Raw genomic sequence first — 25,453 nt, 5'->3', positions numbered from 1 at the left:
GTCGGGTTCGAATGATTTGAGTGAAGGGGGTATCCGTGCGGAGGGGGTTTCGCAACGCGGTCCTGGGGGTGAGCACGGCGGCATTGCTGTCCGCGTGCTCGGTCATGCCCGAGGATCTGGCCGAGATCCGCGAGGAGATCAACCGGCATGCGCAATCCCTGCCCCAGGAGATGCTGAAACGGCCGCTCTCGGTCGAGGACGCCATGAAGCTGGCGGTGGCCCACAATCTCGATGCACGGGTCAAGGAGCTGGAGGAGGTTCTGGCCGCCGGCAAGGCCGACATGTCGCTGTTCGCCATGCTGCCGGAACTGGCCGCCAAGGGACGATGGTCCAAGCGCGGCCCGAGGAAGCTGACTACGTCGAAGGATGTCGGCACCGGCGCCATCAGCAATGATTACAGCACCGGCGAGGATGTGATCGGCCGTACCGGCGACCTGACCGCCTCGTGGAACCTGGTGGATTTCGGCATCGCCCTGGTGCGTTCCGATCAGGAGGAGGACAAGGTGGTCCTGGCGGCGGAAAAGCGCCGCCGCGCCCAGCACCTGCTGCTCCAGGACGTTCAGGCCGCCTATTGGAAGGCGGTGATCAACGAATTCGCCAACCGCAAGTACAGATCCCTGGAATCCCGGCTGGTCAAGTCGGTGGAGGACGCCGAGACCGCCGAGCGCACCAAGGTGGGCGATCCCATGCAGATGCTGGGGCATCAGCGCGCCATCGTCGACACCATGCGCCAGATCGCCGAGTTGCAGCGCCAGACCTCCACCGCCAAGGCCGATCTGGCCGGGCATATGGGGATGCCGTCGGCCTCGGCCTTCGAGCTGGCCGAGCTGAAGGACGATTCCTTCCTGTCGGCCGAGGACCCGGACTCGAGCGTCGAGGCCATGGAGGCGGTGGCCCTGGCCAACCGCCCGGAGCTGAAGTCCGAAGAGGTGCAGTTCCGCATCGACCGCAACGAGATCCGCACCGAATTGCTGAAGACCCTGCCGGGCATCGGCCCGTTCATGGGCGGGCACTACGATTCCAACAGCTTCATCAAGTACAACGCCTGGGCCGACGCCGGAGCCCACATGGCCTGGAACCTGATGGATATCGTCTCGGCGCCCAAGCGGATCAGCAACGCCCAGAACACCGCCGAGACCACCCGCACCCGGCGCCTGGCCATGGGCATGGCGGTGCTGACCCAGGTGCATGTGGCCGACATCCAGGTCCGCCACGCGCTGAAGGAATACCGCCTGACCGAGCAGATGGCCGCCATCGACCGCCGCATCAGCGGGCTGGCCGCCAAGTCCAAGCAGGCGGGCAGCGGCAGCGCCATGGAGGAGATCAAGGCGGAGGCCTCGGGCATGCTGTCGACGCTGCGCCGCTTCATCCTCTATTCCGACCTGCAAGGCGCCAAGGCCCGGCTCAAGGCCGCCCAGGGCATCGACCACGCCCCGCCGTCCGAGACCTTCACCGACACCCCGCCGCCGGAGACCACCGCCGATGCTGCCCCCCACGCCGGTTGAGCTGGAGGGGCTGGACGACAAGGCCCGGGCCGTCTCGGCCTGCCTGCGCGCCATGGGGCATGCGGTGGCGGCGACGGCGCTCAAGGATTCCTACCGCATGGCCACGGCCGACGCCGCCGAGGCGCCGTGGATCACCGCCCTGTCGCGCTATGGCTTCGCCGCCCATGTGGAGGACGGCGTCAATCCGGCCAAGCTGTCGGCCGATCTTTTTCCCTGCGTCGTCCTGGGGCCGGGCGAGCCGCGTGCCCTGGTCATGGCCCCGCCCGAGGGCCAGCCCGGCCGCCTGCTGTTCATGCGGCCCCGCCTGGACCGCGCCGACAGCGTCCAGCCCACCTCGTGGACCGCCATGCTGGCGTCCTGGAAGCCCATGGTGGTGCGCGCCGGACTGGCCGGCATGCTGGCCAATTTCCTGGCCCTGGCCGCGCCGATCTTTTCCGCCCAGGTCTACGACCGGGTTCTGCCCCACGGCCTGCTCAATTCCCTGGCGGTGATGGTGCTGATGTTCCTGGGCGCCGCCCTGTTCGAGCAGGTGTTCCGCCGCCTGCGCGCCCTGTTCGTGGAAGACGCCCTGCACGAGGGCAATATCCGCCTGGCCATGGACATGCACCGCCGCATCCTGGAGACCCGCTTCGACGGGGCGGCGGCGCCCAGCGGCCACCTGATGCGCATGCTGCAGGATTTCGATGCCATCCGCGACGGCCTGGGGGCGGCGGCGGTGTCGCTGCTGGCCGATCTGCCGTTCATGGGGCTGTTCCTGCTGGGGCTGTTCCTGTGCGACCCGCTGATCGCCCTGGCCGTGCTGGGGCTCAATCTGGCCGTGGCGCTGGGCACCTTGCTGGCCATTCATCGCCAGAAGCTGCTGTACAAGGAGCTGTCCGGGGCGGCCAGCCAGCGGGCCCAGGCGGCCCAGGAATCCTTTTCCGATCCCGAGACGGTGCGGCGCGTCGGCGCCGCCGCCTATCTCCAGGCCAGGTTCCGCCACGGCACCGCCCTTTACGCCGCCACGGCGCGGGCCATCCGCACCCTGTCGGCCGCGCGCGGCAACATCTCTATGCTGGCCCAGAACATGGCGCTGTTGCTGGCGGTGGGGCTGGGGGCGTGGCGGGCCGTCGAGGGCGGCATGAGCGCCGGCGTGATCCTGGCCGCCACCATGCTGGCCACCCGCTTTACTGGCGCCGCCATGCAGATGGTGTCGGTGGTGCCCCAGGCCCTGTCGGCGGTGGCGTCGCTGGAGGCCCTGCGCACCGTCACCGGGCGCCCCACCGAGCGTCCCGCCGGGTCCGCCCTCATTCACCGGCCGGTGTCGCGCGGCGGCCTGATGGTCGAGGCGGTGACCGCCGGCTATCCCGGCGCCTTCAATCCGGCCCTGGACGGCATTTCCCTGGACCTGGAGCCGGGAGGGCGGCTGGCGGTGATCGGGCCGTCGGGATCGGGCAAGACCACCCTGGAAAAGGTGCTGTCGGGCATCATCCGCCCGGTTTCCGGCCGGGTGCTGCTGGACGGCGTCGACATCGCCCTGATCGACCCCGCCGATCTGCGCCGCCATCTCGGCATCTGCCCGCAGACCCCCCCGCTCTATTCCGGCAGCTTGCGCAACAACCTGTGCTTCGACGGGCTGGTCTCGGACGAGCAGATGATCGCCATGATGAACATGCTGGGGGCCGGCGGCGTCATGCCCATGGGCATGGGGCTGGATTTCCAGGTGGTGGAGGGCGGCCGCAACCTGTCGGGCGGCCAGCGCCAGATCGTCGCCCTGGCCCGCACCCTGCTGCGCGGCGCGGCGGTGACCATCCTGGACGAGCCCACGGCCTTCCTGGACGAGGCTTCGGAAAAGCGGGCCATCGCCGGCATCCATCAGGCGGTGGGCAACCGCTCGCTGGTGGTGATTTCCCACCGGCCCGCCGTGGTCGCCCTGGCCGCCAAGGTGGCGCGCCTCGACCGGGGCAAGCTGCTGGACGTGACGCGGCGTGCTCCCCCCGCCCCGGCGGGAGGCTGAGATGGCCGACGGTCCCATGGACAGCTTCCGCTCTCCCATTCACGGCATCGCGCCCCGGCTGACGCCGCCCTCGGCCTCGTGGCTGCTGGTGTGGTCGGCCCTGGCCTTCGCGGTGCTGGTGGGCGGATCGGCCGTCCTGGAAATCGACGAGGTGGTGACGGCCCAGGCCCGCATCGAGCCCTCCAGCCAGGTCCGCCATGTCCAGCATTTCGAGGGCGGCACCATCTCGGAAGTGCTGGTCCACGAAGGCACCCTGGTGGCCGAGGGCGACGTGCTGGTCCGCCTGATCAACAGCCAGGGGGCGGGCGATCTGGCCGACAAGCGGGCCCGCTGGGCGGCCTTTCACGCCCGCGCCGCCCGGCTGCGCGCCGATCTGGACAACGTCGCCGAGATCCGGTGGCCCCGCGACGTGGAGATCGATGCCGAGACGCGAAAGCGCGAACTGGCCATTCATGCCGAGCGACTGTCCCACCGCGCCCAGCAGGCCACGGTGATCTCGCGCGAGATCGAGCGCCGCCGCCGCGAGGTGGTGGAGACCGAGACCAAGGTCACCGGACTGTCCCGCGCCCAGGCCAAGGGCGTCGAGGAGATGCGCATCAAGCGCAAGGCCTATGATTCCGGCGTGGTGGGCAATCAGGAGATCGTCAAGCTGGAGCGCGAGCAGCTGATGCTCGACACCGAGGTCTCCACCGCCCGCGATTCCATCTCGCGCCTCAAGGCCCAGATGAGCGAGGCCGAAGCCCGGCTGTCCGAGTTCGAAAAGGGCTGGCGGGCCGGGGTGCTGGACGAGACCGGCAAGGTCGAGGCGGAACTGTCGGCGCTGCGCGCCACCATGGAGGTGGCCACCGACCGGGAATCCCGCTCGGAAATCCGCTCGCCGGTCAGAGGCATCGTCAAGATGAGCGCCATCGCCAGCGTGGGCCAGGTGGCCCGGCCCGGCGATACCTTGATGGACATCGTTCCCGTCGACGACGCCCTGGTGGTGGAGGCCAAGGTGCCGCCCCAGGATATCGGCCATCTGCGCCCCGGCCTTGCCGCCTCGGTGCGCCTGTCGGCCTACGACCAGTTCCGCTTCGGCGCCCTGCCCGGCCACGTGGTGATGGTCGGCGCCGATTCCTTCGAGGAGACCCGGGGCGCCACCACCGCCACCTACTACAAGGTCCAGATCCGCTCGGACAAGACCGAGCTGCTGGACGGCAAGGGCGTGGCCTGGCCGGTGCGCTCAGGGATGGCGGGAACCGCCTCCATCGTCATCGGGTCAAAGTCCATCTTGCGTATGGTTCTGGACCCGCTGCTGCGCAATGACATGATTTTTTCACTGAATTCGTTCAGACTGGATTGGCCGGCATGGTCCGATTTCTCCAGAACGGGGAAGGGCGCGCCGTGATGACCGGCTTTCGGGATTGGTGCCATGCCCATTGACCCGTCACAGCTTCCGGCGGCGAAAACCCTCGCCACGCCGGTCGCCGATACCCAGGGTTCCGCGGCGGACAAGCCGGCCGCGACGGTGATCGGCAAGGTGGACAAGCTCCAGGGTGATGCCTGGATCGTCCATGACGGCCAGAAGGTGCCGGCCAAGATCGGCGCGGCGCTGATGCAGGGCGATTCCGTCGAGACGGCCCAAGGCGCCCAGATTTCCCTGGTCTTCGCCGACCGCACCACCTTCGTCCTGAAGGACAAGGGGCTGGTCGGCCTGGACGAGTTCTCCTACGACCCCGCCACCAAGACCGGCAAGGAAACCTTCCTGGTGGCCCAGGGGGCGTTCAGCTTCGTCTCGGGCGATATCGCCAAGACCCAGCCCGACGCCGCCCGCCTCGCCACCCCGGTCATGACCATGGGCATTCGCGGCACCACGGTGGGCGGCACCGTCGCCGCCGACGGCAACACCTCGGTGGCGCTGCTGCCCGATCCCGGTTCCAACTTCGTCGGCGAGGTGGCGATCAGCGCTCTCGGCGGCGGCCAGAGCTTCACCCTGAATTCCGCCGGTTCGGGCATCGTCGGCGCTTCATCCGGCGGCTCGTGGTCGGTCTCGGCCAATGCAGGCGCCGCCATCGCGTCCAGCATGCCGTCGCCCGCGCCGCCGCCCGTCGCACCGCCGGTATTGCCCTCGGCGCCATCGGGCACCGGGACCGGCGGCCCGGGCAATACGGGAACAGGCAATGCAGGCACCGGCGAGACGCACAATACCGCGCCCGAGCCGCCACCCCTGCCGCCACAGCCGGTCGGCCTGCCCACTCCCAATCCGGAACCCAAGCCGGAACCTAAGCCGGAGCCCAAGCCGGAGCCTAAGCCGGAGCCCAAGTCGGACCCGCCCAAGCCCGATCCGGTGCAGCAGAACCACGACCCGACCACCTCGGATGTCACCCTGCCGGGCAGCACGGCCGGAACATCCATAACCTTCAGCAAATCCGAGTTGCTGGCCAATGCCCGCGACTCGGACGGCGACGCCCTGTCCATCAAGCTGAATTCCGGCCATTCCGATCACGGCACTGCGGTGGTGAACGCCGACGGCTCCATCACCTTTACCGCCACGGCCGGCTATTCCGGCGCGGCCACCATCACCTACACCATCACCGACGGCCATGGCGGCTCGGTGCAGGGCACCGCCTTCTCGGCGGTGACTGTCGGAACCCAGGTCACCACGGCGGGAACCGATCATCTGGATGGCGGGGCGGGCGCCAGCGCCTACCTATCCTCCGTCGCCAATTTCACCGCCGGCGACACCATCAGCGACAGCGGCGGTCTCGACACCCTGACCGTCAGCGACGCCGGAACCATTAATCTGGCGGCCGGGACCGTGACGGGGATCGAAATCCTGACCCTGGCGGCGGGCGGCAATACCGTGATCCTGGGCGGCGGCGTCAATCCGCAGCAATTCACCACCATCGTGGGCGGTGCCGGCACCGATGTCATCAAGCAGGCCGATGGCGGCGGCACCTTCGACCTGACCGGGATCGTCCTGACCTCGGTGGAAAGCATCGCCACCGGGACCGGAACCTCCTCCATCACCTTCGACGAAGTCTCCGCCGCCGGAGTCAATACCGTGGTCGATGCGGTGTCGGGCGACGGCGATTCCGTCACCTTCTACCAGACCACGGCAGGCACGCTGAATATCAGCGCCAAGACCTTCGTCAACATCGAAGGCATCATCCTCGACGGATCGACCGCGTCGGGCGACGTGGTCCTGGTCGGCGGAGCCCAAGGGGCGACCATCATCGGCGGCTCGGGCAACGACACCCTGAGCGGTGGGGCGGGGGCTGATTCGTTCATCGGCGGCTCGGGCAACGATGTCATTTACGCCAACCAGGGCGATCCCCTGATCAATGGCGGCATCGGCACCGATACCTTGGTCATCACCGCCACCACCTTCGACGACAATAATTTCGACGACACCCATCTCCAGGGCATCGAGGTCATCAACATCACCAATGCCTCGGTGGCCGGTCAGTACTTCAAGGTCGACAACCAGAGCGAAGGCTTCACGATCAACGTCACCAGTTCGGCCCATGTGACGGTGCTGGGTGGCACGGGCAACGACGTGATCAACGGCGGTTCAGCCGGCGAGTATCTTTGGGGCTACCAGGGCAACGACACCATCACCGGCAATGCCGGCAACGACACCATCGTCGGCGACGCGGGGGCCGACGTCGCGGTGTTCACGGGCAATGCCGCCGACTACCTCCTGACCACCAGCAGTGGAACCCTGACGGTGACGGACCGCAGCGGTACCGACGGCACCGACACGCTGACCGGCATCGAGACCCTGACCTTCGCCGACGGCTCCTTCGCCGTGTCGGCCTCGGGGACTACCCTGACCGCCCTGGGGGCGTCCAGCACCCTGACGGTAGGCAGCGGCTTCGCCGAAGTGATCATGGGGAGCGGGACCAACAAGCTGGTCACCGACATGGCCACTCTGAGTGCGGGGCTGTCCATCCTGGGTGGGGCCGGTCTGGACACGGTGGTCATCTCCGACACCGCCAGTATGGGCAGTGTCCAGATGCCCGCCCTTACGGGGATCGAGACGTTGACCCTCGCCTCGAGCATCACCGCGGCCCAATCCGTCTATCTGGGGGGGCAGGCCGAGAGCGCGGGCCTCAATGTGGTAGACGCCTCGGCGGCGACCGGAGCCGTTGAAATTCACGGCGCTTTCCGGTCCGACGACCTCACTCTGACCGGAGGATCGGGCAACGACACCATTCACGGCGCCGCGGGTAACGACACCCTGGTTGGTGGCGGTGGGTCCAATACCATCGATGCCGGCGCCGGGACCGATACGGTAAGCTACGGCTCGATGGGAAGCGGGATTACGGCCACCCTCAATGGCAGTTCGGCCGTGGTTACCCATTCCGCGAGTACCGACACCGTCACCAATACTGAGATCCTGCGCGGTTCCGGGCATGACGACGTCTTTTTTGTCGCCTCGGCCTCGGTGGGGGTCACCGTCGACGGCGGCGCGGGCGTCGACACCATGGACTACTCGGCCATGGGGGCGGGGATCACGGCGACCGTCACCGGAACTTCGGCCAGCGTGGTGCATGCCGGCGGCACCGACGCCATTACCAACGTGGAGGCCTGGGTCGGTTCGGCCCATGACGACACCTTCATCGGCGACAGCGGCGGCGACACGTTCTTCGGTGGCATCGGCGCCGATCATCTGACCGGCGGCGGCGGTGCCGACACCTTCGTCTATACCGACGTGAACCAGTCCCAGGACAGTGCCTCGGTCCGTGACGTCATCACCGACTTCACCACCGGGACAGACCATATCGACATCTCCCTGAGCGGGACCCATGTGGATGTGTCGGGCTTCGAGGTCGTCGGCAGCTACAATGCCGGGCAGTCATCACTGACCGGCGGGGTGGCCCGCACCGGTGGCGTGGAGGGCGACGGCTTCTATTCCACCTTCGACCAGGCTTTGTACATCTACCAGGGCAGCACGGATTCCGGCATCGGCACCGATGGCGGCTATGTGATCGGCAGCGCCGGCACCATCACTGCCGCCGATCTCAACTTCAATATCACTGGCACCGCAGGAAATGACACCCTGGTCGGCGGCCTGGGGAACGACATCCTGGCGGGCGGAACCGGGACGAATACGCTGACCGGCGGAGGCGGGTCGGACAGCTTTGTCCTCGATTCCACCGGCACGGCCGTCATCACCGATTTCAACTCGGCCGCCGATAATATCACGCTGTCGAACGGCAGCTTTGGCCTGGGCAGCAGTGGAACCCTGACCGCCGGCACCGTCGGCGCCACCTATGCCGAGGGAACCACCTCCATCTCCAGCACCGCCCAGGATTTCGGCGATGCCAATGCCGGCATCGTCGCCATTCAGAACGGTGCCAATGTGGAGCTGTGGCACACCACCAACATGGGGGCGGCCGACAATACCAATTCCACCCTGGTGGGCACGCTGAACAACGTCAACACCAGCGCCCTGGACCAGACCAATTTCCACCTAGCGGTCTGACGGAGTCCCGCCTCGACACCGAGAGGGGTTGCCTGAGGCCAAAGCATCTGGCACTTTCTGCCGGAGGGAAGCATCGGCAGGCTTGCACACAGCCCCTCAGCCCCCTATCTTCTGCGCCTCGGCGCGGGTGTAGCTCAATGGTAGAGCAGAAGCTTCCCAAGCTTACGACGAGGGTTCGATTCCCTTCACCCGCTCCACAAAAACTCCAGTGAATTCAACGAGTTAGCGTCCGCCGAAAGGTCGGGCGCTTTGTTCATTTTGGAATTTGTAAGGCCCTTGTAAGTCAGTAAAGAGGATCAAGGGGGATGGGCCGGGAAGCACCAGGGCATATTCCCCGGTGCTTCGCATGGCCCGAAATGGTCACGCCTCCCCGCTGTTCACCCATGCTTCCAGTTCCATGCGGGGGTACAGGACGACCTTGCCACCGGGCTTGCGGAACTTGGGGCCTTTGCCCTGGCTTGCCCAGTTGGCGAGGGTCTTGGGCTGGACGTGAAGGAAAGCGGCGGCTTGTTCTCGGTTCAGGTATGTGGGCTGAACTTCCATCGGCATGGGTCTCCAGAATGCAGAAAGCCCGCTCACTGGCGGGCTGGTGATGACTGCGTGTTGCGGGGATAGATGGACAGATGACCCCCGCCAGTTTCCCGGCAGGGGCCACCTCAGTGTCACCAGTTGGCAGCCGTGCGGCTGTCTTCGGCATAGACGTTGCGCTTGCCACCCACGAAGAGGTTGGTGGGCTTCTCCGTCCCCTCGCGGTGGACGGCCTCGACCTTCTCACCGGAGCCGTCACGGATGGCCTCGAACAGCTTGTTCGCGGTGGGGCTGTCCATCGTCACCCGGTTGCCCGTGGTGTCGGTGAAGGAGACGGTGCCAAAGGCGGAACGGTGCAGGACGGTCTTGCCTGCGATAACGGTTTCAGGGTTGCTCATGGTGGGCCTCAGCGGTCGATGTGGTCGGTACGGACGATGCCGGAACCCCTGGGCAGGGTATCGAGCAGCTTGGTCAGTTCCGGGGTGGAGGGGATGGCGACCACCTGACCAGCATTGTCGATGAAGCTGGCGCTGCCATCGGTGTTGCGGGTCAGGAAGGTGGAAGCTCCGTCAATGCGGACGAGCAGGCTTTCAGGGTTGTTCATCGGGTTCTTCCTCGAAGATGTCGGGATCATGGTTGAAGCGGCGGGCAATGGCCTTGAGGACCAAGACCTTGCTGGGGAAAGGCATGGAGAAATCACGGCGCGGGGTCACGCCTGGGGGGATTTCGTACAACAGCAGTTCCCGCCTGGGTGGCCGTCCGGTGTCACTGGGCAGGGGGTAGCGGTAGACGAGCGGCCCCCAGTCTGCCGGGGGTTCCCAGGTGCAATGCAGAACACGGGGGAACAGGTAGTCCGGGTTACTGAGCCGCCATGCGGCAAGCTCGGTCTTGTTCATGCGGGGGTTCTTGTTCCAGGCCACGGGACTACCTCCGACAGCCACGATTGAGGAAACGGAGGGCGTCTTCACGGGCCTCCTTCTCCTCCAAATGACGGGCAAGACGGGCCTGCCGGTCGGCCTGATAGGCGTCAAGGCGGGCCTGGGTGTCGGCATCCCTGGCAACGAGGTTGCCCCTGCGGAACTCGGTGAAGACCTGGGTGACATAGGCCAACTCGACATTGGCCCGTGCGGTCTCGGACTTCGCCAGGATGAACAGGGTCTGTACCTCGGTCAGGTAGAAGGCGGTTGCCCGCCGCCCTCCCTTGGGGCCGGGGTTTGCGCCACGGTGGAGCAAACTCCCCATCCCCCCTAGCGCCTCCCGGTGACGCTTGACCAGCTTGCGGATGTCTCGGGGACGGTCATACCCCAACCGCTCGGCAAGGATGGTATCCAGCACCCGGACTTCTCCACCGTCTTCGATCAGATCGGGAAGGCCGGTGTCCTGGGTGGTGGTGACGATGGCTGCCATGTTCACCCCCTCCCCACCGAGATGGCACCCATGCGGAGCAACGAAGACCAACTGAAGTTGCCCTGCGGGGTGGTAACCATGATGGTGCCGTCCTGCTGCTGGTGGGCGGTCATGCCGCTGGGCAGCTTGGCATTGAGGATGGTCTGCGGGCTGGACTTCTCCAGGCCCCCCAGATACGCCTTCACCACCCCGTCATAACCCTTGGTGGTCCGCTCGGTGGCCTGCTTGTAGATGGCCTGCTTCATCAGGTCGGGGCGGTTCTCCCAAGCCCAGGCAACCACGTCCTGCGCCTCGAAGCCCGACTTGCTGATGGTGTTCAGGGCCTGGGTCTCGAACGCCGCCCGGATGGTCTCGGCGCGGTGCATGGCCTCCCCAGGCTCAAGGCCCATCTGGGAAGCGATACGGCCCACGGCAGTTTCCGGGATGCCCTCACCCTTGGACAGGGCGTTGATGACCCCGACCACATCGGAGGCGGAAGCCTTGGTGGCAATCTCGGTGATGCTGGCCTCAACGGCATCGTCACCCAGGCTTTCCATGCCGTCGTTCGGGTCGGCCTGGGGCTGATCCTGCGGGGCCTGCTGACCACCAGCCACGGCATAGGAGCCATCGGCATTGCGGGTCACCATACCGGCAGCCATAGCCGCCTTGATGGTGGTCTCGATGCCACCGATGTTGACGATGCTGGCCTCGGTGATGTCGGAGCCGGTCTTGACGGTGCCCCAGGAGTTGCGGGCCTCGGTGATGGTGCCGCTGTTCTGGACGCTGTTGCGGGGGGCCTGGATTTCCCGCGTTGCCATGCTGCTGGTGGTGGTGACCACGCCATTGGTCAGGGTCATGGAGACCCCGCCTTGACGGTTCACCTGAACACGGTCGGGGGAGACGTTGGCGGAGGTGTTGCCATTCGGAATGGAGAGGGCGGAATAATCGGTCATGGATAGGTGCCTTTTGGATTGAATGGGAAGTCGATGCCCTCAAGACGTTCCTGGGGGCGAGGTTGGGCCGCACTCGCCACTTCCCGACCCATGCGGAGGATCAGGGGGCCAAGGGCGGCATTGATGCGGGTGGACAGAAGGTCACGGGTGGGGCCGGTGATCCGGTCATAGACCTTCTTGGGTTTGCCTTCGGACCATCGTTCCGAGAACGGGGCCGGGGTCAGGCGAAGGACACGGATGGCAAGCTGATGGTCGAAGTGCCGATCAGACAGGAACCGCCTGGGGTTCCACTCTCGCAGGGCATAGATGGCCCCGATGGTGGCAAGCATATCCTCGGCAGTGACACCCTCAGTCTGCATCTGGTGAAGCCATCGGCCAAGCCGATCAGCCGCACTGCTGCGGGCATGGATGGTGCCAGGGTCTCGACCATCAGCCATCATTCCCCCCAGCCATTCCAGACCAGCCCTGATGCCAGGGTGTTCCTTGTGGTGGGTGATGAACTGATGGGCCAACAGGAAGAGGGTCTTGTATTCCCCCCGCAGGACGTTGGTGCCTTCGGGGTGGCCGGTGTTGGTGGTCCTCTGGTCATGTCGCCTGCAATAGCGACTGAAGGACCGGGCATGGTCCCGGCAATGCGGGACTTCACAAGCTCGCATGGCGGGCCTCTCGGTGGGCTTGGGTGGTGGTGAAGGGGTGTGTCCAGATTTGGACAGCCCCTGCCCTCAGATTTGAGGGATGGGGGTGTGCTAAGATTTGAGCAGACCCATGCCTGAGATTTCAGGGGTGGGGGGTGTGCGAAGATTTCCTCATACCCCCATCAATCTGATTGAGGGTGGTCAGTGTTGGTTCAGGACAGACCATCCCTCATCAAAGTCAGGGACGTTATCCAGAAGCTGGGACAGACCATCACGGGTCTGCCGGGGATCATGGGCACCACCAACCACAATCCCATTGTCGGCAAGGAAGGCTCTGGCGACGTTGATCAGGGACGCCTTCACCTCCCCCGGCTGGGCAGTGTTCAGTTGATCCAGCAGGGTCTTGGCGACGGCCTGCCAGAGTGCCCATAGCTGGGCCTGGGAAGCTCGGTGGCTGGCGTTGGTCATGGCGACACCATCACCACATGGAACGCATCAAGGCGTCCTTCTCGGCTTCCCGGATGACTTCCCCAGGGTGGGCCTCAAGCTGGGCCTGAAGGTGACCGGCCAGCAGATCGAGGGCACGGCAGAAGGTGACCGACTGGGATACCTTGCGGTCCATCAGATCGGAATAGGTGGAGGTGACATAGGTCAGGCGCTGATGCTGGGCAGGGGTCAGGAACAGCTTCAGTTCATGGGTCTTGGAAGACCGGGGCTTGTACAGCTTCGGTTGGCTCATGGGGCATCTCGCAATGTTGGGAATGATGGAGGGGGTGGATTATGAAAACAAATGGGGCAAGGTGACTTGCACCCTGCCCACATCCGTTGATCCGAGAAGCCGCTACCGGCAGCTAGGAACCATGATCGCTTACCCGCCCTCCAAAGCGGGGAACACCACCACCATCAACCATGCTGACCGAGATCAGGGGGCATGGAGTTGGGGCTGTTCAATGGGGCAACCTAATCGTGAAACACATCCGTGAAACAATTGGAGGGGGCCACAGAAGACCACCAACCTCCCCAAGACACCCAATGATCACCGCAGAGTGAACCTCGTGGTGAGCCTTGAAGGGGACTTAGGTTGTTACTGATGGTGATGGTGATGATGGGGATGAACTCCAAGGACCACTTCACTGGTCACCCAATCACCACCTCCGTACACTCTAAGCAACCCCCGCTCATTCAATGGGGCAACCTATTCGTGGAACGCATAGCCGCCATGCGTGAAACGCACCATCCTTGCGGATGGCAGGGAGGACGACGTTCTCCGGGGATGCGTGGTCATGATGCCCATTCATGACACCCTCGGAGACGATGATGTTGGGACGCCCACGATTTTCGCTCAGTTTGTGAGCCTTATGCTCGTCGGCATCCAGCAGCATGAAGCCGTCCCTGGTCATGTCGAAGGTGTGAAGGTGGGCGTTGATGGTCAGGAACGACAAAGCCCCCACCGAGGAACCGGCAGGGGCTTGGGAAAAGGTGGGTCTAACCCACAATTGGAGCCGTCAAACCGTGGAAATCCTCCGGTTTGGCCTTCCCGATCAGGCAGGGCAGAAGGTCAGGCGCTGTTCGGTCGGGTGCTGCTTGCTGATGACCAACAGCACCTCACCCAGGCGGGCAACACGGATGAAGAGGTGACCATAGGCAATCTCAAGCTCGAACAGGCAGGTGTTGATCAGCATGGCGAAGGTTCCCCTGATGTGGTGTTGACGGCCTGGACAATGATGACGGATGGCAGGGCGGTCAATGAGGAAAATACCAGCAAAACCAATGACATATAGTTACAGGTGACTAGATCAGGGGAGCCTGAAAGGGGGCTGAGGTGGCACGGAAAGGGGGGCTGATGTGCCCCACACAATCCCTCACAGCCCCAAATATTCCTCGCTCAGTCCCCCGCCTGTGCCAGCAAGCGCCCGACCTGGACGGCCTGCCATTGCCCACCCCTGGCGGTCGGGATGCCCCGCTCATTGAGCGCCCTGGCGATGCCTCCCAGGCTGGTGGTGCCCCCTGCCTTGATGGCCTCCACCACCGGCATCAGGTCCAGCCGCTTGGCCTTCTCCCGCTTGGCCTGAGCAGCCTTGGCCCGGTCTTTCTCGCTGGGGACATAGCCACGGAAGCCACCCATCTTGACGCCCTTGGCCTTGGCAACGGCAAGGGCTGCCTTCGTCCTGGCGCTGATCCGGTCGGCTTCATCCTCTGCCACCAGGGCCATGATGCCCACGGTCAGGCGGTTGGCGTCGGGCATGTCACAGGCTACGAAATCCACCCCAGCGTCACGGAGGTTCAGCAGGAAGGCGGCGTTACGGGCCAGCCGGTCCAGCTTGGCAATGACCAGGGTGGCCTTGTGCAGACGGCAGGCAGCCAGGGCGGCGGCAAGCTGGGCACGGTCGGACTTCCTGCCGCTCTCCACCTCGACGAACTCAGCCACCGGAGGCCAGCCTTTGCCAGCCAGGAAGGAGCGGACGGCCTCTTGCTGGGCTTCCAGGCCCAAGCCAGACTGCCCCTGCTTGTCGGTGCTGACCCGGTAATAGGCGACGAACCGCATGGCCTTACACTCCTCTCTCCGTTCGTTGAGAGATTTGTAATGGCGGTTGGTGGCGGCTGTCAATGGCCTTGAGCGGGGCACCATGCGCCATGCTGTGGGTGCTGATGGTGGGCCTTCAGTTCTTGCGAGGTGGCCCCTGCCGTCGTGCTGATGGGGACCGAGGCCCCCTATGGGGGTAGTCGCCATTTTCCAATTGCCTGATACCCGCTCACATTTTTGTTCCGAACATTCGGGTGCCACCTACCTCCTTATCGCGCCCATTGAAGATGATGACGGACTTCCAAGCCCAAGAGGAGTACAGTCAAAAATGGAGGCATACCATGCAATATGAAATTACCATTAGTGGTCGCAGTGGAGCAGAGAGCGAGGAACGAGCAAGGGAGACTGTGCGGCTTCTTGTCAGTGCTTTCAAGGCTGCCGACGTGAGCTATAACCTGGACATATGGGACACCAAGCAAAATACCGTAACCATGGCGGTTCATGGGATTGGCAACCAGTTGCCCAAGATCATTATCCCCAATCAGGTGCCAGGATAACCAAAGCTCCATACCCCTGACCCAGAAAGCTAAAACAGATCATCCACTTTGCTGGCAATGTCCTTGGCCCTGTCCTGGGCAATGCGCTCATACCGCATGGTGGTCTTGGTGTCGGCATGACCCATCGTCTTCCCCACAGCCTTGGCACTCTCGCCGCTGGCAATGAGAATGGTGGAGTAGGTGGCCCGAATGTCGTGGATGTGAACCCCCTCAATCCCACACCGCTTACAGGCTGCCTTCCAGAAAGCCTTGATCACCACCTGATGGGCCTCACCATCCCTGCCGGGAAAGACATACTCGGCCCCTTCCAGAGCCTCTTCCTGTCGTCGCTCAAGGATGGCCTGGGCGCGGGGGCTGAGGTGAAGGGTCTTGGCCTTGGCTTCCTTGGTCATGGTGTGGGCCAAGGTGATGGTGCCTTGGGTAAGGTTCACGGCATCCCACCGGAGGGCCAGTATCTCCCCGATGCGGGCACCTGTGTAGAACAGGAGGCGGGCGGCGTCGGCGCTCTGCTGGGCGGGGGATTTGTCGAAGTCGGCCAGGAGTGCCCGGACTTGATCCTGAGATAGGACAACCTCCCGCTCCGCGTCCCTGTGCTTCCTGATCGACTTGTCATTGCGGAAGTCCGAGGCGGGGTTGAACTTGCCATCCGTGGTCCGGTTGTAGAACGTCGAGAGGATGATGATGGCTTGATTGGCCTGCCGTCCGCTCTTGGCCTGGATGTCCCGATACGCGGCCAGGATATCCGCCTTGGTGATGGTCGAGGGCTTGCGGGAGCCGAGGGCGGGGATAAGGTGGTTGTTGACGACCGAACGCCACGTCTTTCGGGTGCTGTCCTTCATGGTGTGGCTGTCAAACCAATTCACCAATTCCTCGGACAGGGGGCCTTCTTGCCGGGCCTGCTTGATGGCGGCGGTGGGGTCTGCGCCCTTCTGCACCTCCCCCAGAACGCGAAGCGCCTCCTGCCGGGCGGCGTCATACGACAGCACATCAGAGCGCCCGATCTTGTGGCGCTTCTCCTCACCGGCTCTGGTGGTGAACTGAACGAGGAACGTCTTGGCCGTCTTGCCCACATACACCCCGAACCCAGGAAGGGAGGTGTCCCAGACGTATTCCCCAGACTTTCCCTCGGGAACGGTGAGGGTCTTAAGCTTCGCAGCACTTAGCTTCAACTTCATGATTTTCCTCGCCTTCCTCGACAGAAGCCAAAAAAGCTTACGACGTTGAAGGCAGGATAATTTGTAAGGCTCTTGTAAGTCAACGCTCGGGAAATGAGGGGATTTTAGGGGAGTGAGCGGGAATTTGGCTTTTTGAAAACCGTTGAAAAACAACAGATTGTGGATCGAGCAGGAGCCTGCGGGAGCCAATGTCCAGAAGTTCCCAAGCTTACGACGAGGGTTCGATTCCCTTCACCCGCTCCAAAAAATCTCCAGAATAATCAATGAGTTAGCGCCGGTCGAAGGGCTGGTTGATCTGCGTATTCGGGCAATGAATACGCCTATAGTACGTTTCTTGCCGGGATTTTTTGGGAGTAGCCGGGAAGCACCGGGGTATTTCCCCAGCGCCCCCCGTGGCCCAGAATAATCACGCCTCGCCGCTGTTCACCCAGGCTTCAAGCTCCATGCGGGGATACAAAACCACTCTGCCACCCGGCTTGCGGAACTTGGGGCCTTTACCTTGGCTTGCCCAGTTGGCAAGGGTCTTGGGCTGAACGTGCAGGAAGGCGGCGGCTTGCTCTCGGTTCAGGTATGTGGGCTGAACGTCCATATGCTTCTCCAGAAAATGAAAAAGCCCGCACACTGGCGGGCTGCGATTGTCGCGTTGGGTAGGTCAGTAGAGGTCGGCTGCTGGAAGTTCGGCCCTCCTCTTCGCATAGCCTTCGCTGGCGAAAAGATTGTCCGCCCTGAGGTTCAGACGGTCGCCATCGTGGTACTGGACGCATTGCCCCCGCCCGGCCCCTACGACCAATCGGGAGACTGTCTCCAGGGTGCCACTGACGCCCGGAACGGAAGCTCGAACGTAGTGATTGCCCTGGCCATTGGAGTTGAGCGTCCAAGCAAGACCAAGGCCGCCGTCTTCGAGACGGTCAAAGTCCTCCCGAAAGAGCTTGGCGGGTTTCGGGTGGTTGGCGAGGGGGACAAGAATGAGCTACTCCCCATTGGTTGGACAGAATTCGGGGAAGTTTAAGCTACTCTCCGGGCCTGCTGATCGGTTTGGTTGATGGTGTTCCAGTAGACCACGGCGGGGGTCCTTCCGCCATGGGCGGCGTGGGGCCGTTTGTGGTTGTAGAAGGTGATCCAGGGTCCGATCCCGGCCCTTGCTTGCGAGCCGGTTTCCCAGGCATGGAGATAGACGCATTCGTATTTTAGGGACCGCCACAGGCGCTCGATAAAGACGTTGTCGATGCAACGGCCCTTGCCGTCCATGGAGATGCGGGTTCCGGCCCGCTTCAGCCGGTCGATCCAGGCGAAGGATGTAAACTGGCTGCCCTGGTCGGTGTTCATGATCTCCGGCGGGCCGAAGCGCAGGATGGCCTCGTTGAGCACCTCGACGCAGAAGTCGGCCTCGAGCGTGTTGGAGATGCGCCAGGCCAGCACTTTCCGGGTGGCCCAGTCCATGATGGCGATCAGATAAAGGAATCCCCGGCGCATGGGCAGATAGGTGATGTCGGCGCACCAGACCTGATTGGGCCGGTCGATCCGCAGGCCCCGCAGCAGGTAGGGATAGGTCTTGTGGCCCTTGGCGGGCTTGCTGGTGTTGGGCTTCTGGTAGATCGGCATCAGGCCCATGAGCCGCATCAGCCGCCGGACGCGCTTGACGTTGACCGGGTGGCCCTCGTTCTGGAGATGCCAAGCCATCTGACGGACACCATAGAACGGCGTTTCCAGGAATTGGCGGTCGATCAACCGCATCAGCTCCAGGTTTGCCTCCGTCTCGCCCAAGGGCTCGTAATAGAACGATGATCGCGCAATGGACAGCAGGTGGCACTGGGCGCCGATCGACAGCGCCGGGTGTTTGGGCTCGATCATGGTCCGCCTCACTTGCCGGTCCACGGCTTGAGCTTTCGAGACAAAAAATCGTTGGCCACGGCCAGCTCCCCGATCTTGGCGTGCAGGGATCGCACCGTATCCTCGTCCACCTCGGCCTTCTTCTTGGCCCCGCGTTCGAAGATCTCCGCCGCCCCGTCCAGCAGGGACTTCTTCCATTGATGGATCATGGTCGGATGGACGCCATAGGCCGACGCCAATTCCGATACCGTCCGCTCGCCCTTCAGCGCCTCAAGGGCGACACGCGCCTTGAAGGCCGCGTCATGGTTCCTGCGCTTCGACATCTCTGATCTCCTCGTAGTTGGGGATCAGCAAACATCAGATCGTAGCTTCCGTCAGTGTCCAATTTCCGGGGAGTAGCTCAGTCTTCGCGCTGCTCGCCGTGCACATACGAGCCGAACACCCCCATGGAGCGGATGAGGTAGCGGCGGCGCAACTCGGGCTGCAAGGTGCGAAGCTGGGTCATGATGTCGTCAAGGGTGCGCATGGCAGCCTCGTCGGTGTTTTGCCCACCGACTATAGCGCGCAGCCGGGCCGTCCGTCACCTGCGCCGCGAGGAGGTCACGGGCCGGAGGGACAAAGGCGCATCCAGTCGATGGCCGCATTCATCAGGCTGTGGTCAAGGGTGCGAACCAAAGCCGCATAGTCATTGTCACCACGGCGCCGGGATGGGGCGATGAGCTTCAGATGCACCATGACGCAGTATGGCCGTTGCGCGCCGATGTGATACCACATGGACGACTAGAGTTCGGCGCCGTCGCCGTCATGGGCCATGGTCGTTCCCGTGACGTTGACGATGGAGTGCACCTTGGATGCGGAAATGATCTTCCGCGATGCCCCCGGATCACCCGATTGGCCGACGGTTTCCGCCACCGAGGCGACCTCGGCCAGAAAGGCCTCTTCCGACTTGGAAGTGTCGTCGGGAAGTTCGCTCCGCAGGATCGTTGATGGCGGCTTCAGTCCTCATCAAACAATTCCCGCAAAGCGGTGTCCGGATCACTCAGGAACCGGCGCGTCACCCGGTAATGCTCGGTCTCCTCCAGGCGCATCGGATGGATGGCTCCGCCGTCCAGGGACAGCAGATCTGCCCCAGGCAAGGCCATCAGCATCGGCGAGTGGGTGGCGATGATCGCCTGGACCTGCCCCGAGACTTGCCAATCGCGCAAGATGCGGAGAAAGGCCAATTGGCGGGTGGGCGACAGCGCCACTTCCGGCTCGTCCAGCAGGTAGATGGCGCGGCCTTCGGTGTCGAGGCGATGACGGAACATGGCCATGAAGGCCTCGCCATGACTTTGCCGGTGCAGCAGGCGGCCACCTTGACGGTCGAGAGAGCCTTCCTGGTCCAGATAGCCGGCGAGACCAAAGAAGCTTTCGGCGCGAAAGAAGAAGCCGTTGGACACCTTGGGCAGCCAGGACAGGCGCAAGGCCCGCCCGAGGGCGCCAGCGCCCGGCTCGTCTCCTGGCCGGTGGTCCTGACTGCCACCCAAGGCGGGAAAGCCGGCGCAGGCGGCAATGCCTTCGATCAGGGTGGACTTGCCGCTGCCGTTCTCGCCCACCAGGATGGTTATGGCGGCCCGCAGGTCCAGCGTGAAATCCCCGCCTTTCAGGAAAGGAAGATGGCCGAAGGGAAAGCAGCCTTCCTCCGCCTTTTCGGGCAACAGGGTGACGCGCTTGAGGAAGGGGGCGGCAAGGCTGGACGTCCTCATATCTCGTCCTCGAACCCATCCGGCGGGCGGGGCAGTTGAAAGGGGGCGCCGTCCCGGTCAAATAGGGTCAGGCCGGCATACTCCACCATCTGGGCAATAAAGCGGTAGGCGAGGCTGTAGGCCTGAGCCAATGTCTCACCCTTCACCAAATGAGGCTTCTCGAGCAGGCTGCACCAAGTCAGGCACCCCGAGACGATGTCATCGACGGCCTCGGGCGTGCCCACGTAGATATGAAACGGTGCAAGGGAGCCATCGGCTCCCTTGGCCGTTACCTTAACGGCGAATTCATCCATCGGATTGGAGCCTCCAATCGTCAAGGCCTGTCGCTGCTGTCCAGGGGCGGCAGCGGCCGGCCGGAGCGGCAGGCCGCGTTGCGCTCTGATGCCGATGACCAGCAGTTCCTCCGAATCCGGGGGACCGGCGGCAGGGAGCGGCAAATGCTGCTGTCCGCATTGTATAGCTCATCGCATTCATCCCCGGACCTCGGGGCTCGATCACCAGGGCAGGAATTGCCGCCGCCGCCCCCCTTCGTCCCGCGCTGCAACATCATATCGAGCAGATTGGCTGCTGCCGGATTATAGGCCAATTGTTCGTTGCCGTCGGAGGGCGAATCTTCGCCTTGGGCCAGCCCCTTGTTCATGGTGGTGACGGTGGGACCATCGGGATGCATGATGCCATCCACCTCAAGGTCATGGTCCTTCTGGAAGTTCTTGATGCCGTCGAACATGGGGGTGTCGGGCCAAGGGGTCAGCCCATAGGCGGCGGGTGGATCGTAATAGCCAAGATTGTTCATGGAAGTCTTGACGTTCAAGACGTCCCCGGGATCTGCGGGGTAGGAGCTACCGATGGTGTCATTCAGATCGATGGACATTGGGGGAATCCTTGAAGCAAGGCCGACGACGCGCGCCAAGGGCTGCGCATGCGGCAGAACGGGGGGATTGGTCCGTGGAAGCCTGGCGCACAGGGCTCGCTCGTCATCTCAGAGAGCCGAACCGGCGGACTTTCCAGGGGTATGATGCCCAAGGGCCGATAGTCAGGCAAGAACAAATGCGGAACATCTATCGCGAGGGTTAGCCGAATGGGTGTCGAGAGTGATCATCCTGGCTGGCTTGACGCCCCCTGTTTGGCAAGGGATAGTTGCCGCAAGATGCTTTTTGCTTGGGGGAAATCATGATGAGCTTTGGTGTGTCCAGGCTGGGACGGATGTCCCTCCTGGCTTCGGCGATTTGCGTCCCGGTGGTCTTGACCGGTTGCAAGACCATGGAGACTGCCTTCGACAACGATTGCAAGGTGGGTGGCGCAGCTATCGGCGCAGTGATTGGCGGCGTTGCCGCCGGCCTGCTGCTGGGCAAAGCCAGCGGCAAGATCGGCACAGCCCTCCTCGGCGCGGCGGTGGGTGGTCTGATCGGCCAGCAGATCGGCTCGCTGCTGGATTGCCAGGACAAGCAGGCGCTGGCTACCGCCTCGCAGACGGCAGGCGAGGCGCCGGTGGGGCAGAAGGTGGTGTGGGCGTCGGATACCGCCCAGGTTCCCGCGACGGCCAGCACGCCGGCAACGGCGTCAGCTCCGGCCGCCACACCCCAGACGGCCTCGACGACCGCTGCCGCATCCCAGCCGCCCAAGCCGAAGGCTGCCCCTCAGCGCCAGGTCAAGACGGCCCCCCTGCCGCCCCCCGCCCCGTCCACCCCGCCATCGCAGGGAAATGGACAATGGGCCGCCGTCGAACCCGGCAAGCAGGCTTCCGCAGGCCAGTGGGGCGCGGTCGAGCCGATCCGCTCCGGCGGCCAGTCGGGTAATTGGGGCTGGGTCGAACCGGTTTCCGCCCCCACCACCCTGGCCGATGGCCGCACCTGCCGCCAGCTGAAGCAGGTGGTGGTCGATAGCTCGGGCAAGCAGCACGAGGAAACCGTGACCTCGTGCCTGAACGAACAGAAGCAGTGGGTGGTGGCCTCGCGCTGAGGCTTCCCGTCTAGGACCTAGCCCGCGAGGAGGCGGAAATGAGGACGCTCGGCAACATTCTGTGGCACTTCCCGTTCCTCGGGTTCATCAATGCCGCCATCACCTATCTGATCGGCCTGCTGTTCACGGTTACTGTGGTGGGCGCCCCTCTGGGGCTCGGCCTGATGGAGTTGGGCAAGTTCTATCTGGGGCCGTTCGGGCGGGCCATGGTGCGCGACAGCGACCTGGAGCCCGGCGCCGAGATCGGGCTGTGGAAGGCCTATTCCTGGATCATCATGATCCTGTGGTTCCCCTTCGGGCTGCTCCTGGCCGCCGCTATGGTGGTTCAGGCGTTCCTCCTGTGCTGCACCATCATCGGCATACCGCTGGCCATCGTGGTGGCCAAGGCCACGGGCACGGTCTTCAATCCCGTTGGCAAGCGGTGTGTTTCGGTGGCCGCCGCGCAGGAATTGCAGCACCGGGCGGCTTTGCGTGAACTCGACGGCCTCGCCTGCCGGCCGGCGCGATCCGAGCCCACCTTGGGCCAGCCCGCCGCGCCCAGCGGCTCCGACACGATCCTGAATGTCCGCTCGGATGATCGCCCCGCCCCGGTCAGCCATGGCCCGCAACTGAGCAGCGGGTTGAAGATTGGCCTTGCCGTCGGCATTCCTCTGGTCCTGGCTGTGGCGTTCCTGGGGCCGAAACTGTTCAACTCGTCCTCCCCCTCGGCGACCATTCCCGCCACAACTTTACAGCCCCAGATTCAGAAGCTGGCCCCGGTCGTTCCCGCCGCCGTGATCGCGCCGGCCAAGCAAATTCCCGCCAGCCATTCCGGCATCCCCGAGATTCTCGATACAGCCACTCTCAGCGTGAACGGACAGCGCCTGCCCCTGGCGGGCCTGCGCCCGGTGGAAATGCCCCAAGCCGCCGCCGCCGCCCGCTCCTACCTGGAACAGGCGGGAGGGGTGACGTGCGAACAGGCCCCGGTCGGCGGCTGGCGCTGTGTGTCGCAGTCCAAGGGACTGGATATCGCCGAGGTCTTCGCCCTGTCCGGCTTCGCCAAGGCCGCCGCCAATGCACCCGACTTCATCCGCAACGCCGAGGGTATGGCGCGGGAAAACCGGCGGGGCGTCTGGGGCGCTTCGTAAGCAAAGCGGCGGAGTGCGTCCGATGGCGAAGATGATTCCTGCGTCGTTTTCCGAAGTAGGGCGGGAGGCCGGGGCCGAGCGCGCCGTCTTCCACGCGCTGGAACGGCAATTGAGCGGCGACTTTACTGTCCTGTGGTCCATTGGCACTCTGGGCAGCCAGCCCCGTGAGATCGACTTTCTGGTCCTCCACCCTCGCTTCGGAGTGGTGGTAATCGAGGTCAAGGGCGGGGCCGTTACGCTCGGCAATCCCATGGACAGCCGGCGCAAGTGGACAAGCACCACCCGTTCCGCCGGCCAGCCTGCCTCCATCAAGAATCCCTATCACCAAGCGGTTGGGGCGGGGATGTCCTTTGTCTCCGACTGGAAGGCCCATTCATCGGTTGGCGGCTTTTTTGCCATAACGCCGCTGGTGATCCTGCCTCACACCCCGCGCCCGTCCAACGCCGAGGCTGTTCTGGAACCGAAGACCGAGCATTTCCTGTTCGAGAACGACATGGCGGTGATCGGCACTCGTATTGCCGAGATGATGGAAAAGGCCATGGCTTCGGGCGAGGGCTATAAGCCGCTCGAATCCGCCGGGGTTACCTCCATCATCGAGTTGTATGGGCGTCAGCATGTTGTGGTGGAGCCGGCCCTTGTGGAGCCGGAGGAAGAAACGGCGCCCACATCATTCCAGCCGCCGCCCAATAAGCGCCCCGCCATCGTGAAGATCGCCGGGCTGACCATCGCCACCAGTTTGGTTGTCGCTTTGGCGGCTGTTCTTGTCCCTCGGCTTATTCCGGCAAGCCCACCCGCAACGCAGCCAGCCGCCGCCGTAAAGCCGCCAGCTTCGGCTCCGCCAAAGACGCCGCAAACCATCACGGGCGTGCCGGACATTCTGGATACCGCCACCCTCAGCGTGAATGGTCAGCGTCTACCCCTGACAGGCCTGCGCCCCGTCGATTTGCCGGAAGCCAAAGCCTTTGCCCGTACGTATTTGGCTCAGGCGGGAAATGTGAAGTGCTATATGGCGCCGGTCGGCGGCTGGCGCTGCATCTCGCTCGCCAAAGGCCTCGATATCGCCGAGGTCTTCGCCCTTTCCGGTTTCGCCAAGGCCGCCGCCAACGCCCCAGATTTCATCCGCAATGCCGAAGCGTTGGCGCGGGAGAACCGGCGGGGTGTCTGGGGCGCCTCCTGAGAACAGCGCATCCATTTCAGCAGCACGGCTGGAATGTCTTTGAAGACGGATGACAGGGGTGAGGTCACACCTTCGGCTTTCGAATCCCCATGGATTCGAGAATGCGCCGTACGTCCTCGGACATTCCCCAGATGGTGTAGTCGTTTCGCCGTCGTATCTCGCACGCGGCAATGCGGCCCAGCGCCTTTGCCGCCGATCCCGGCTTTTCATCCATGGCCTCGGCGCGGCGATAAGCGAGGGCCTCGGCCAAGAGGTGGCGGGCGGCCACGGATGGCGAACACTTCATGTCGGCTGCTACGGCCTCAACCGCTTGGCGGAGGCCGGTCTCAACTCGGACATTGATCCGACTGGCCCTTGTGAAACGTGTCATGTCCTGCCTCCTTCAAGCCGCCGGAGGCGGGCGCTCCAAGCCCTGCGCTTTGTCGCAAGCCCGGGTTTGTGCCCCAGGTGTGCGACAAAGTGCGTATCCTGCCTTGTGTATGGCTGTGGCGAGAGCCGCAGAAGCCTTGGAGATTGGAGGGAGCCTGCGCGCATGCCGCGCCCGAGCGCGTCCAAGGGGGGGTGACGGCGCGTCCACGGGAGAAAAGGCCACGCCCAAGGCCGATTCTGTCGCGTCCAAACCGGGGGCGTCGAAATCCGCTTCCGGCAGATGGGGGCCAGCCCCCAAACCCCCGAGGTATTTCGGCTCGCAGAGAGAGCGGGCTTGTTCCTGCCCGAAGGGCGGCCAGACGGAGGTTCCGTCCGGCACTTTGCCGGGGCGCTGCACACCCCCCATCGGTGCCGCATCGGGATGCCTGGGGCGCGCGGAAGGCCCGTCCTCCCGATGCCTGCATCCGCGTCCTGCCGAGCAACCCGGCTTGTCCACAAAGCCGGGCGCCAACAACAG

29 protein-coding genes and 1 tRNA gene are annotated in these 25,453 nt (G+C 64.1%); 11 read left to right on the top strand and 19 right to left on the bottom strand.

Annotation, left to right across the window (positions count from 1 at the left end; translation table 11 throughout):
* Nucleotides 1-35: 35 nt before the first annotated feature.
* From AMB_RS20520 to AMB_RS20500, 5 genes are all read left to right on the top strand, one after another.
* Nucleotides 36-1,505, top strand: coding sequence for a TolC family protein (locus tag AMB_RS20520; protein WP_231848909.1), 1,470 nt, complete (start codon nucleotides 36-38; stop codon nucleotides 1,503-1,505).
* Nucleotides 1,483-3,501, top strand: coding sequence for a peptidase domain-containing ABC transporter (locus AMB_RS20515; RefSeq protein WP_011386409.1), 2,019 nt, complete (start codon nucleotides 1,483-1,485; stop codon nucleotides 3,499-3,501). The genes AMB_RS20520 and AMB_RS20515 overlap by 23 nt, the downstream gene beginning before the upstream one ends.
* Before the next feature lies 1 nt (nucleotide 3,502).
* Nucleotides 3,503-4,888: an HlyD family type I secretion periplasmic adaptor subunit gene (locus tag AMB_RS20510; protein ID WP_011386408.1), complete on the top strand. Its 1,386-nt coding sequence runs from the start codon at nucleotides 3,503-3,505 to the stop codon at nucleotides 4,886-4,888.
* A 24-nt stretch (nucleotides 4,889-4,912) separates the two neighbouring features.
* Entirely contained in the window at nucleotides 4,913-8,971 is a 4,059-nt protein-coding gene (locus AMB_RS23640) for a cadherin-like domain-containing protein (protein ID WP_011386407.1), read from the top strand.
* A 123-nt stretch (nucleotides 8,972-9,094) separates the two neighbouring features.
* Nucleotides 9,095-9,168 (top strand) — tRNA-Gly (locus AMB_RS20500).
* 163 nt (nucleotides 9,169-9,331) lie between these two features.
* Here AMB_RS20500 and AMB_RS20495 read toward each other — a convergent pair.
* The 9 genes from AMB_RS20495 to AMB_RS20455 all read right to left on the bottom strand — a co-directional run bounded on the left by AMB_RS20495 (nucleotide 9,332) and on the right by AMB_RS20455 (nucleotide 13,212).
* Nucleotides 9,332-9,514 carry a helix-turn-helix transcriptional regulator gene (locus tag AMB_RS20495; RefSeq protein WP_043745422.1) on the bottom strand — a complete coding sequence of 61 codons (183 nt, stop codon included), beginning with the start codon at nucleotides 9,512-9,514 and terminating at the stop codon, nucleotides 9,332-9,334.
* A 119-nt stretch (nucleotides 9,515-9,633) separates the two neighbouring features.
* Nucleotides 9,634-9,897 carry a hypothetical protein gene (locus tag AMB_RS20490; protein ID WP_011386405.1) on the bottom strand — a complete coding sequence of 88 codons (264 nt, stop codon included), beginning with the start codon at nucleotides 9,895-9,897 and terminating at the stop codon, nucleotides 9,634-9,636.
* Between the two features lie 8 nt (nucleotides 9,898-9,905).
* Nucleotides 9,906-10,103 carry a hypothetical protein gene (locus AMB_RS20485; protein ID WP_011386404.1) on the bottom strand — a complete coding sequence of 66 codons (198 nt, stop codon included), beginning with the start codon at nucleotides 10,101-10,103 and terminating at the stop codon, nucleotides 9,906-9,908.
* Nucleotides 10,090-10,419: a hypothetical protein gene (locus AMB_RS20480; protein WP_011386403.1), complete on the bottom strand. Its 330-nt coding sequence runs from the start codon at nucleotides 10,417-10,419 to the stop codon at nucleotides 10,090-10,092. The genes AMB_RS20485 and AMB_RS20480 overlap by 14 nt, the downstream gene beginning before the upstream one ends.
* 4 nt (nucleotides 10,420-10,423) lie before the next feature.
* Nucleotides 10,424-10,906: a hypothetical protein gene (locus tag AMB_RS23635; protein ID WP_011386402.1), complete on the bottom strand. Its 483-nt coding sequence runs from the start codon at nucleotides 10,904-10,906 to the stop codon at nucleotides 10,424-10,426.
* Nucleotides 10,907-10,908: 2 nt separating this feature from the next.
* Complete coding sequence (locus tag AMB_RS20470; RefSeq protein ID WP_011386401.1) at nucleotides 10,909-11,838, bottom strand: hypothetical protein; 930 nt, start codon at nucleotides 11,836-11,838, stop codon at nucleotides 10,909-10,911.
* Nucleotides 11,835-12,350: a hypothetical protein gene (locus AMB_RS20465; RefSeq protein ID WP_148207507.1), complete on the bottom strand. Its 516-nt coding sequence runs from the start codon at nucleotides 12,348-12,350 to the stop codon at nucleotides 11,835-11,837. The genes AMB_RS20470 and AMB_RS20465 overlap by 4 nt, the downstream gene beginning before the upstream one ends.
* 324 nt (nucleotides 12,351-12,674) lie before the next feature.
* On the bottom strand, nucleotides 12,675-12,941 hold the full coding sequence (locus tag AMB_RS20460) for a hypothetical protein (RefSeq protein ID WP_011386399.1): 267 nt from the start codon (nucleotides 12,939-12,941) through the stop codon (nucleotides 12,675-12,677).
* Nucleotides 12,942-12,951: 10 nt separating this feature from the next.
* Nucleotides 12,952-13,212 (bottom strand): hypothetical protein, encoded by a 261-nt coding sequence (locus AMB_RS20455; protein ID WP_011386398.1) that lies wholly within the window; start codon nucleotides 13,210-13,212, stop codon nucleotides 12,952-12,954.
* A gap of 544 nt (nucleotides 13,213-13,756) precedes the next feature.
* Here AMB_RS20455 and AMB_RS25460 point away from each other — a divergent pair.
* Nucleotides 13,757-14,254, top strand: a complete 498-nt coding sequence (locus AMB_RS25460) for a hypothetical protein (protein ID WP_148207506.1) — start codon at nucleotides 13,757-13,759, stop codon at nucleotides 14,252-14,254.
* A 104-nt stretch (nucleotides 14,255-14,358) separates the two neighbouring features.
* On the opposite strand, the gene AMB_RS20445 is transcribed toward AMB_RS25460, so the two are convergent.
* The gene (locus tag AMB_RS20445; RefSeq protein ID WP_043745414.1) at nucleotides 14,359-15,018 is read right to left on the bottom strand and encodes a recombinase family protein; all 660 of its coding nucleotides are present in this window, start codon (nucleotides 15,016-15,018) and stop codon (nucleotides 14,359-14,361) included.
* A gap of 320 nt (nucleotides 15,019-15,338) precedes the next feature.
* Here AMB_RS20445 and AMB_RS20440 point away from each other — a divergent pair, with 320 nt between their 5' ends.
* Nucleotides 15,339-15,554, top strand: coding sequence for a hypothetical protein (locus tag AMB_RS20440; protein WP_148207505.1), 216 nt, complete (start codon nucleotides 15,339-15,341; stop codon nucleotides 15,552-15,554).
* A 29-nt stretch (nucleotides 15,555-15,583) separates the two neighbouring features.
* On the opposite strand, the gene AMB_RS20435 is transcribed toward AMB_RS20440, so the two are convergent.
* Nucleotides 15,584-16,729 carry a tyrosine-type recombinase/integrase gene (locus AMB_RS20435; RefSeq protein ID WP_011386393.1) on the bottom strand — a complete coding sequence of 382 codons (1,146 nt, stop codon included), beginning with the start codon at nucleotides 16,727-16,729 and terminating at the stop codon, nucleotides 15,584-15,586.
* A gap of 406 nt (nucleotides 16,730-17,135) precedes the next feature.
* Nucleotides 17,136-17,318 carry a helix-turn-helix transcriptional regulator gene (locus AMB_RS20430; RefSeq protein WP_011386392.1) on the bottom strand — a complete coding sequence of 61 codons (183 nt, stop codon included), beginning with the start codon at nucleotides 17,316-17,318 and terminating at the stop codon, nucleotides 17,136-17,138.
* On the opposite strand from AMB_RS20430, the gene AMB_RS20425 reads away from it, so the two are divergent.
* Complete coding sequence (locus tag AMB_RS20425; protein ID WP_011386391.1) at nucleotides 17,319-17,738, top strand: hypothetical protein; 420 nt, start codon at nucleotides 17,319-17,321, stop codon at nucleotides 17,736-17,738.
* On the opposite strand, the gene AMB_RS20420 is transcribed toward AMB_RS20425, so the two are convergent.
* From AMB_RS20420 to AMB_RS20395, 6 genes are all read right to left on the bottom strand, one after another.
* Nucleotides 17,735-18,882, bottom strand: a protein-coding gene (locus AMB_RS20420; protein WP_407636032.1) for an IS3 family transposase whose coding sequence is annotated in 2 segments (ribosomal slippage) — nucleotides 17,735-18,621 and nucleotides 18,621-18,882 — 1,149 coding nt in all. Because the reading frame shifts where the segments join, the coding sequence is not laid out codon by codon here. The genes AMB_RS20425 and AMB_RS20420 overlap by 4 nt on opposite strands.
* 77 nt (nucleotides 18,883-18,959) lie before the next feature.
* Nucleotides 18,960-19,085 carry a hypothetical protein gene (locus AMB_RS26855; protein ID WP_011386390.1) on the bottom strand — a complete coding sequence of 42 codons (126 nt, stop codon included), beginning with the start codon at nucleotides 19,083-19,085 and terminating at the stop codon, nucleotides 18,960-18,962.
* Between the two features lie 254 nt (nucleotides 19,086-19,339).
* Nucleotides 19,340-19,471, bottom strand: coding sequence for a hypothetical protein (locus AMB_RS26850; RefSeq protein ID WP_011386388.1), 132 nt, complete (start codon nucleotides 19,469-19,471; stop codon nucleotides 19,340-19,342).
* 83 nt (nucleotides 19,472-19,554) lie between these two features.
* Nucleotides 19,555-20,304, bottom strand: coding sequence for an AAA family ATPase (locus AMB_RS20405; protein WP_011386387.1), 750 nt, complete (start codon nucleotides 20,302-20,304; stop codon nucleotides 19,555-19,557).
* The gene (locus AMB_RS20400; RefSeq protein ID WP_011386386.1) at nucleotides 20,301-20,597 is read right to left on the bottom strand and encodes a hypothetical protein; all 297 of its coding nucleotides are present in this window, start codon (nucleotides 20,595-20,597) and stop codon (nucleotides 20,301-20,303) included. Before AMB_RS20400 ends, AMB_RS20405 begins: the two co-directional genes overlap by 4 nt.
* Before the next feature lie 20 nt (nucleotides 20,598-20,617).
* Nucleotides 20,618-21,175, bottom strand: a complete 558-nt coding sequence (locus AMB_RS20395) for a peptidoglycan-binding domain-containing protein (protein ID WP_011386385.1) — start codon at nucleotides 21,173-21,175, stop codon at nucleotides 20,618-20,620.
* 299 nt (nucleotides 21,176-21,474) lie between these two features.
* On the opposite strand from AMB_RS20395, the gene AMB_RS20390 reads away from it, so the two are divergent.
* The 3 genes from AMB_RS20390 to AMB_RS26195 are packed head-to-tail and all read left to right on the top strand — an operon-like array spanning nucleotide 21,475 to nucleotide 24,567.
* The gene (locus AMB_RS20390; RefSeq protein WP_011386384.1) at nucleotides 21,475-22,263 is read left to right on the top strand and encodes a hypothetical protein; all 789 of its coding nucleotides are present in this window, start codon (nucleotides 21,475-21,477) and stop codon (nucleotides 22,261-22,263) included.
* A gap of 38 nt (nucleotides 22,264-22,301) precedes the next feature.
* Nucleotides 22,302-23,390 (top strand): YccF domain-containing protein, encoded by a 1,089-nt coding sequence (locus AMB_RS20385; protein ID WP_011386383.1) that lies wholly within the window; start codon nucleotides 22,302-22,304, stop codon nucleotides 23,388-23,390.
* 22 nt (nucleotides 23,391-23,412) lie between these two features.
* The gene (locus tag AMB_RS26195) at nucleotides 23,413-24,567 is read left to right on the top strand and encodes an NERD domain-containing protein (RefSeq protein WP_197531968.1); all 1,155 of its coding nucleotides are present in this window, start codon (nucleotides 23,413-23,415) and stop codon (nucleotides 24,565-24,567) included.
* Between the two features lie 64 nt (nucleotides 24,568-24,631).
* On the opposite strand, the gene AMB_RS20375 is transcribed toward AMB_RS26195, so the two are convergent.
* Nucleotides 24,632-24,853: a hypothetical protein gene (locus AMB_RS20375; protein WP_148207504.1), complete on the bottom strand. Its 222-nt coding sequence runs from the start codon at nucleotides 24,851-24,853 to the stop codon at nucleotides 24,632-24,634.
* Nucleotides 24,854-25,453: the final 600 nt, after the last annotated feature.

It is taken from the genome of Paramagnetospirillum magneticum AMB-1 (assembly GCF_000009985.1).
Classification (GTDB): Bacteria; Pseudomonadota; Alphaproteobacteria; order Rhodospirillales; family Magnetospirillaceae; genus Phaeospirillum; species Phaeospirillum magneticum.
This window is presented reverse-complemented; position numbering and strand designations above follow the sequence as displayed.

Coding starts and splice junctions, on each gene's coding strand:
- AMB_RS26855 (WP_011386390.1), bottom strand. CDS start 19,085: ATGCGCACCCTTGACGACATCATGACCCAGCTTCGCACCTTGCAGCCC.
- AMB_RS23635 (WP_011386402.1), bottom strand. CDS start 10,906: ATGGCAGCCATCGTCACCACCACCCAGGACACCGGCCTTCCCGATCTG.
- AMB_RS20460 (WP_011386399.1), bottom strand. CDS start 12,941: ATGACCAACGCCAGCCACCGAGCTTCCCAGGCCCAGCTATGGGCACTC.
- AMB_RS20515 (WP_011386409.1), top strand. CDS start 1,483: ATGCTGCCCCCCACGCCGGTTGAGCTGGAGGGGCTGGACGACAAGGCC.
- AMB_RS20400 (WP_011386386.1), bottom strand. CDS start 20,597: ATGGATGAATTCGCCGTTAAGGTAACGGCCAAGGGAGCCGATGGCTCC.
- AMB_RS20485 (WP_011386404.1), bottom strand. CDS start 10,103: ATGAACAACCCTGAAAGCCTGCTCGTCCGCATTGACGGAGCTTCCACC.
- AMB_RS26195 (WP_197531968.1), top strand. CDS start 23,413: ATGGCGAAGATGATTCCTGCGTCGTTTTCCGAAGTAGGGCGGGAGGCC.
- AMB_RS20510 (WP_011386408.1), top strand. CDS start 3,503: ATGGCCGACGGTCCCATGGACAGCTTCCGCTCTCCCATTCACGGCATC.
- AMB_RS20390 (WP_011386384.1), top strand. CDS start 21,475: ATGATGAGCTTTGGTGTGTCCAGGCTGGGACGGATGTCCCTCCTGGCT.
- AMB_RS20375 (WP_148207504.1), bottom strand. CDS start 24,853: ATGAAGTGTTCGCCATCCGTGGCCGCCCGCCACCTCTTGGCCGAGGCC.
- AMB_RS20455 (WP_011386398.1), bottom strand. CDS start 13,212: ATGAGCCAACCGAAGCTGTACAAGCCCCGGTCTTCCAAGACCCATGAA.
- AMB_RS20445 (WP_043745414.1), bottom strand. CDS start 15,018: ATGCGGTTCGTCGCCTATTACCGGGTCAGCACCGACAAGCAGGGGCAG.
- AMB_RS20385 (WP_011386383.1), top strand. CDS start 22,302: ATGAGGACGCTCGGCAACATTCTGTGGCACTTCCCGTTCCTCGGGTTC.
- AMB_RS23640 (WP_011386407.1), top strand. CDS start 4,913: ATGCCCATTGACCCGTCACAGCTTCCGGCGGCGAAAACCCTCGCCACG.
- AMB_RS20425 (WP_011386391.1), top strand. CDS start 17,319: ATGCTTCTCCAGAAAATGAAAAAGCCCGCACACTGGCGGGCTGCGATT.
- AMB_RS20405 (WP_011386387.1), bottom strand. CDS start 20,304: ATGAGGACGTCCAGCCTTGCCGCCCCCTTCCTCAAGCGCGTCACCCTG.
- AMB_RS20395 (WP_011386385.1), bottom strand. CDS start 21,175: ATGTCCATCGATCTGAATGACACCATCGGTAGCTCCTACCCCGCAGAT.
- AMB_RS20470 (WP_011386401.1), bottom strand. CDS start 11,838: ATGACCGATTATTCCGCCCTCTCCATTCCGAATGGCAACACCTCCGCC.
- AMB_RS20490 (WP_011386405.1), bottom strand. CDS start 9,897: ATGAGCAACCCTGAAACCGTTATCGCAGGCAAGACCGTCCTGCACCGT.
- AMB_RS20435 (WP_011386393.1), bottom strand. CDS start 16,729: ATGAAGTTGAAGCTAAGTGCTGCGAAGCTTAAGACCCTCACCGTTCCC.
- AMB_RS20440 (WP_148207505.1), top strand. CDS start 15,339: ATGCAATATGAAATTACCATTAGTGGTCGCAGTGGAGCAGAGAGCGAG.
- AMB_RS25460 (WP_148207506.1), top strand. CDS start 13,757: ATGATGCCCATTCATGACACCCTCGGAGACGATGATGTTGGGACGCCC.
- AMB_RS20430 (WP_011386392.1), bottom strand. CDS start 17,318: ATGGACGTTCAGCCCACATACCTGAACCGAGAGCAAGCCGCCGCCTTC.
- AMB_RS20495 (WP_043745422.1), bottom strand. CDS start 9,514: ATGGAAGTTCAGCCCACATACCTGAACCGAGAACAAGCCGCCGCTTTC.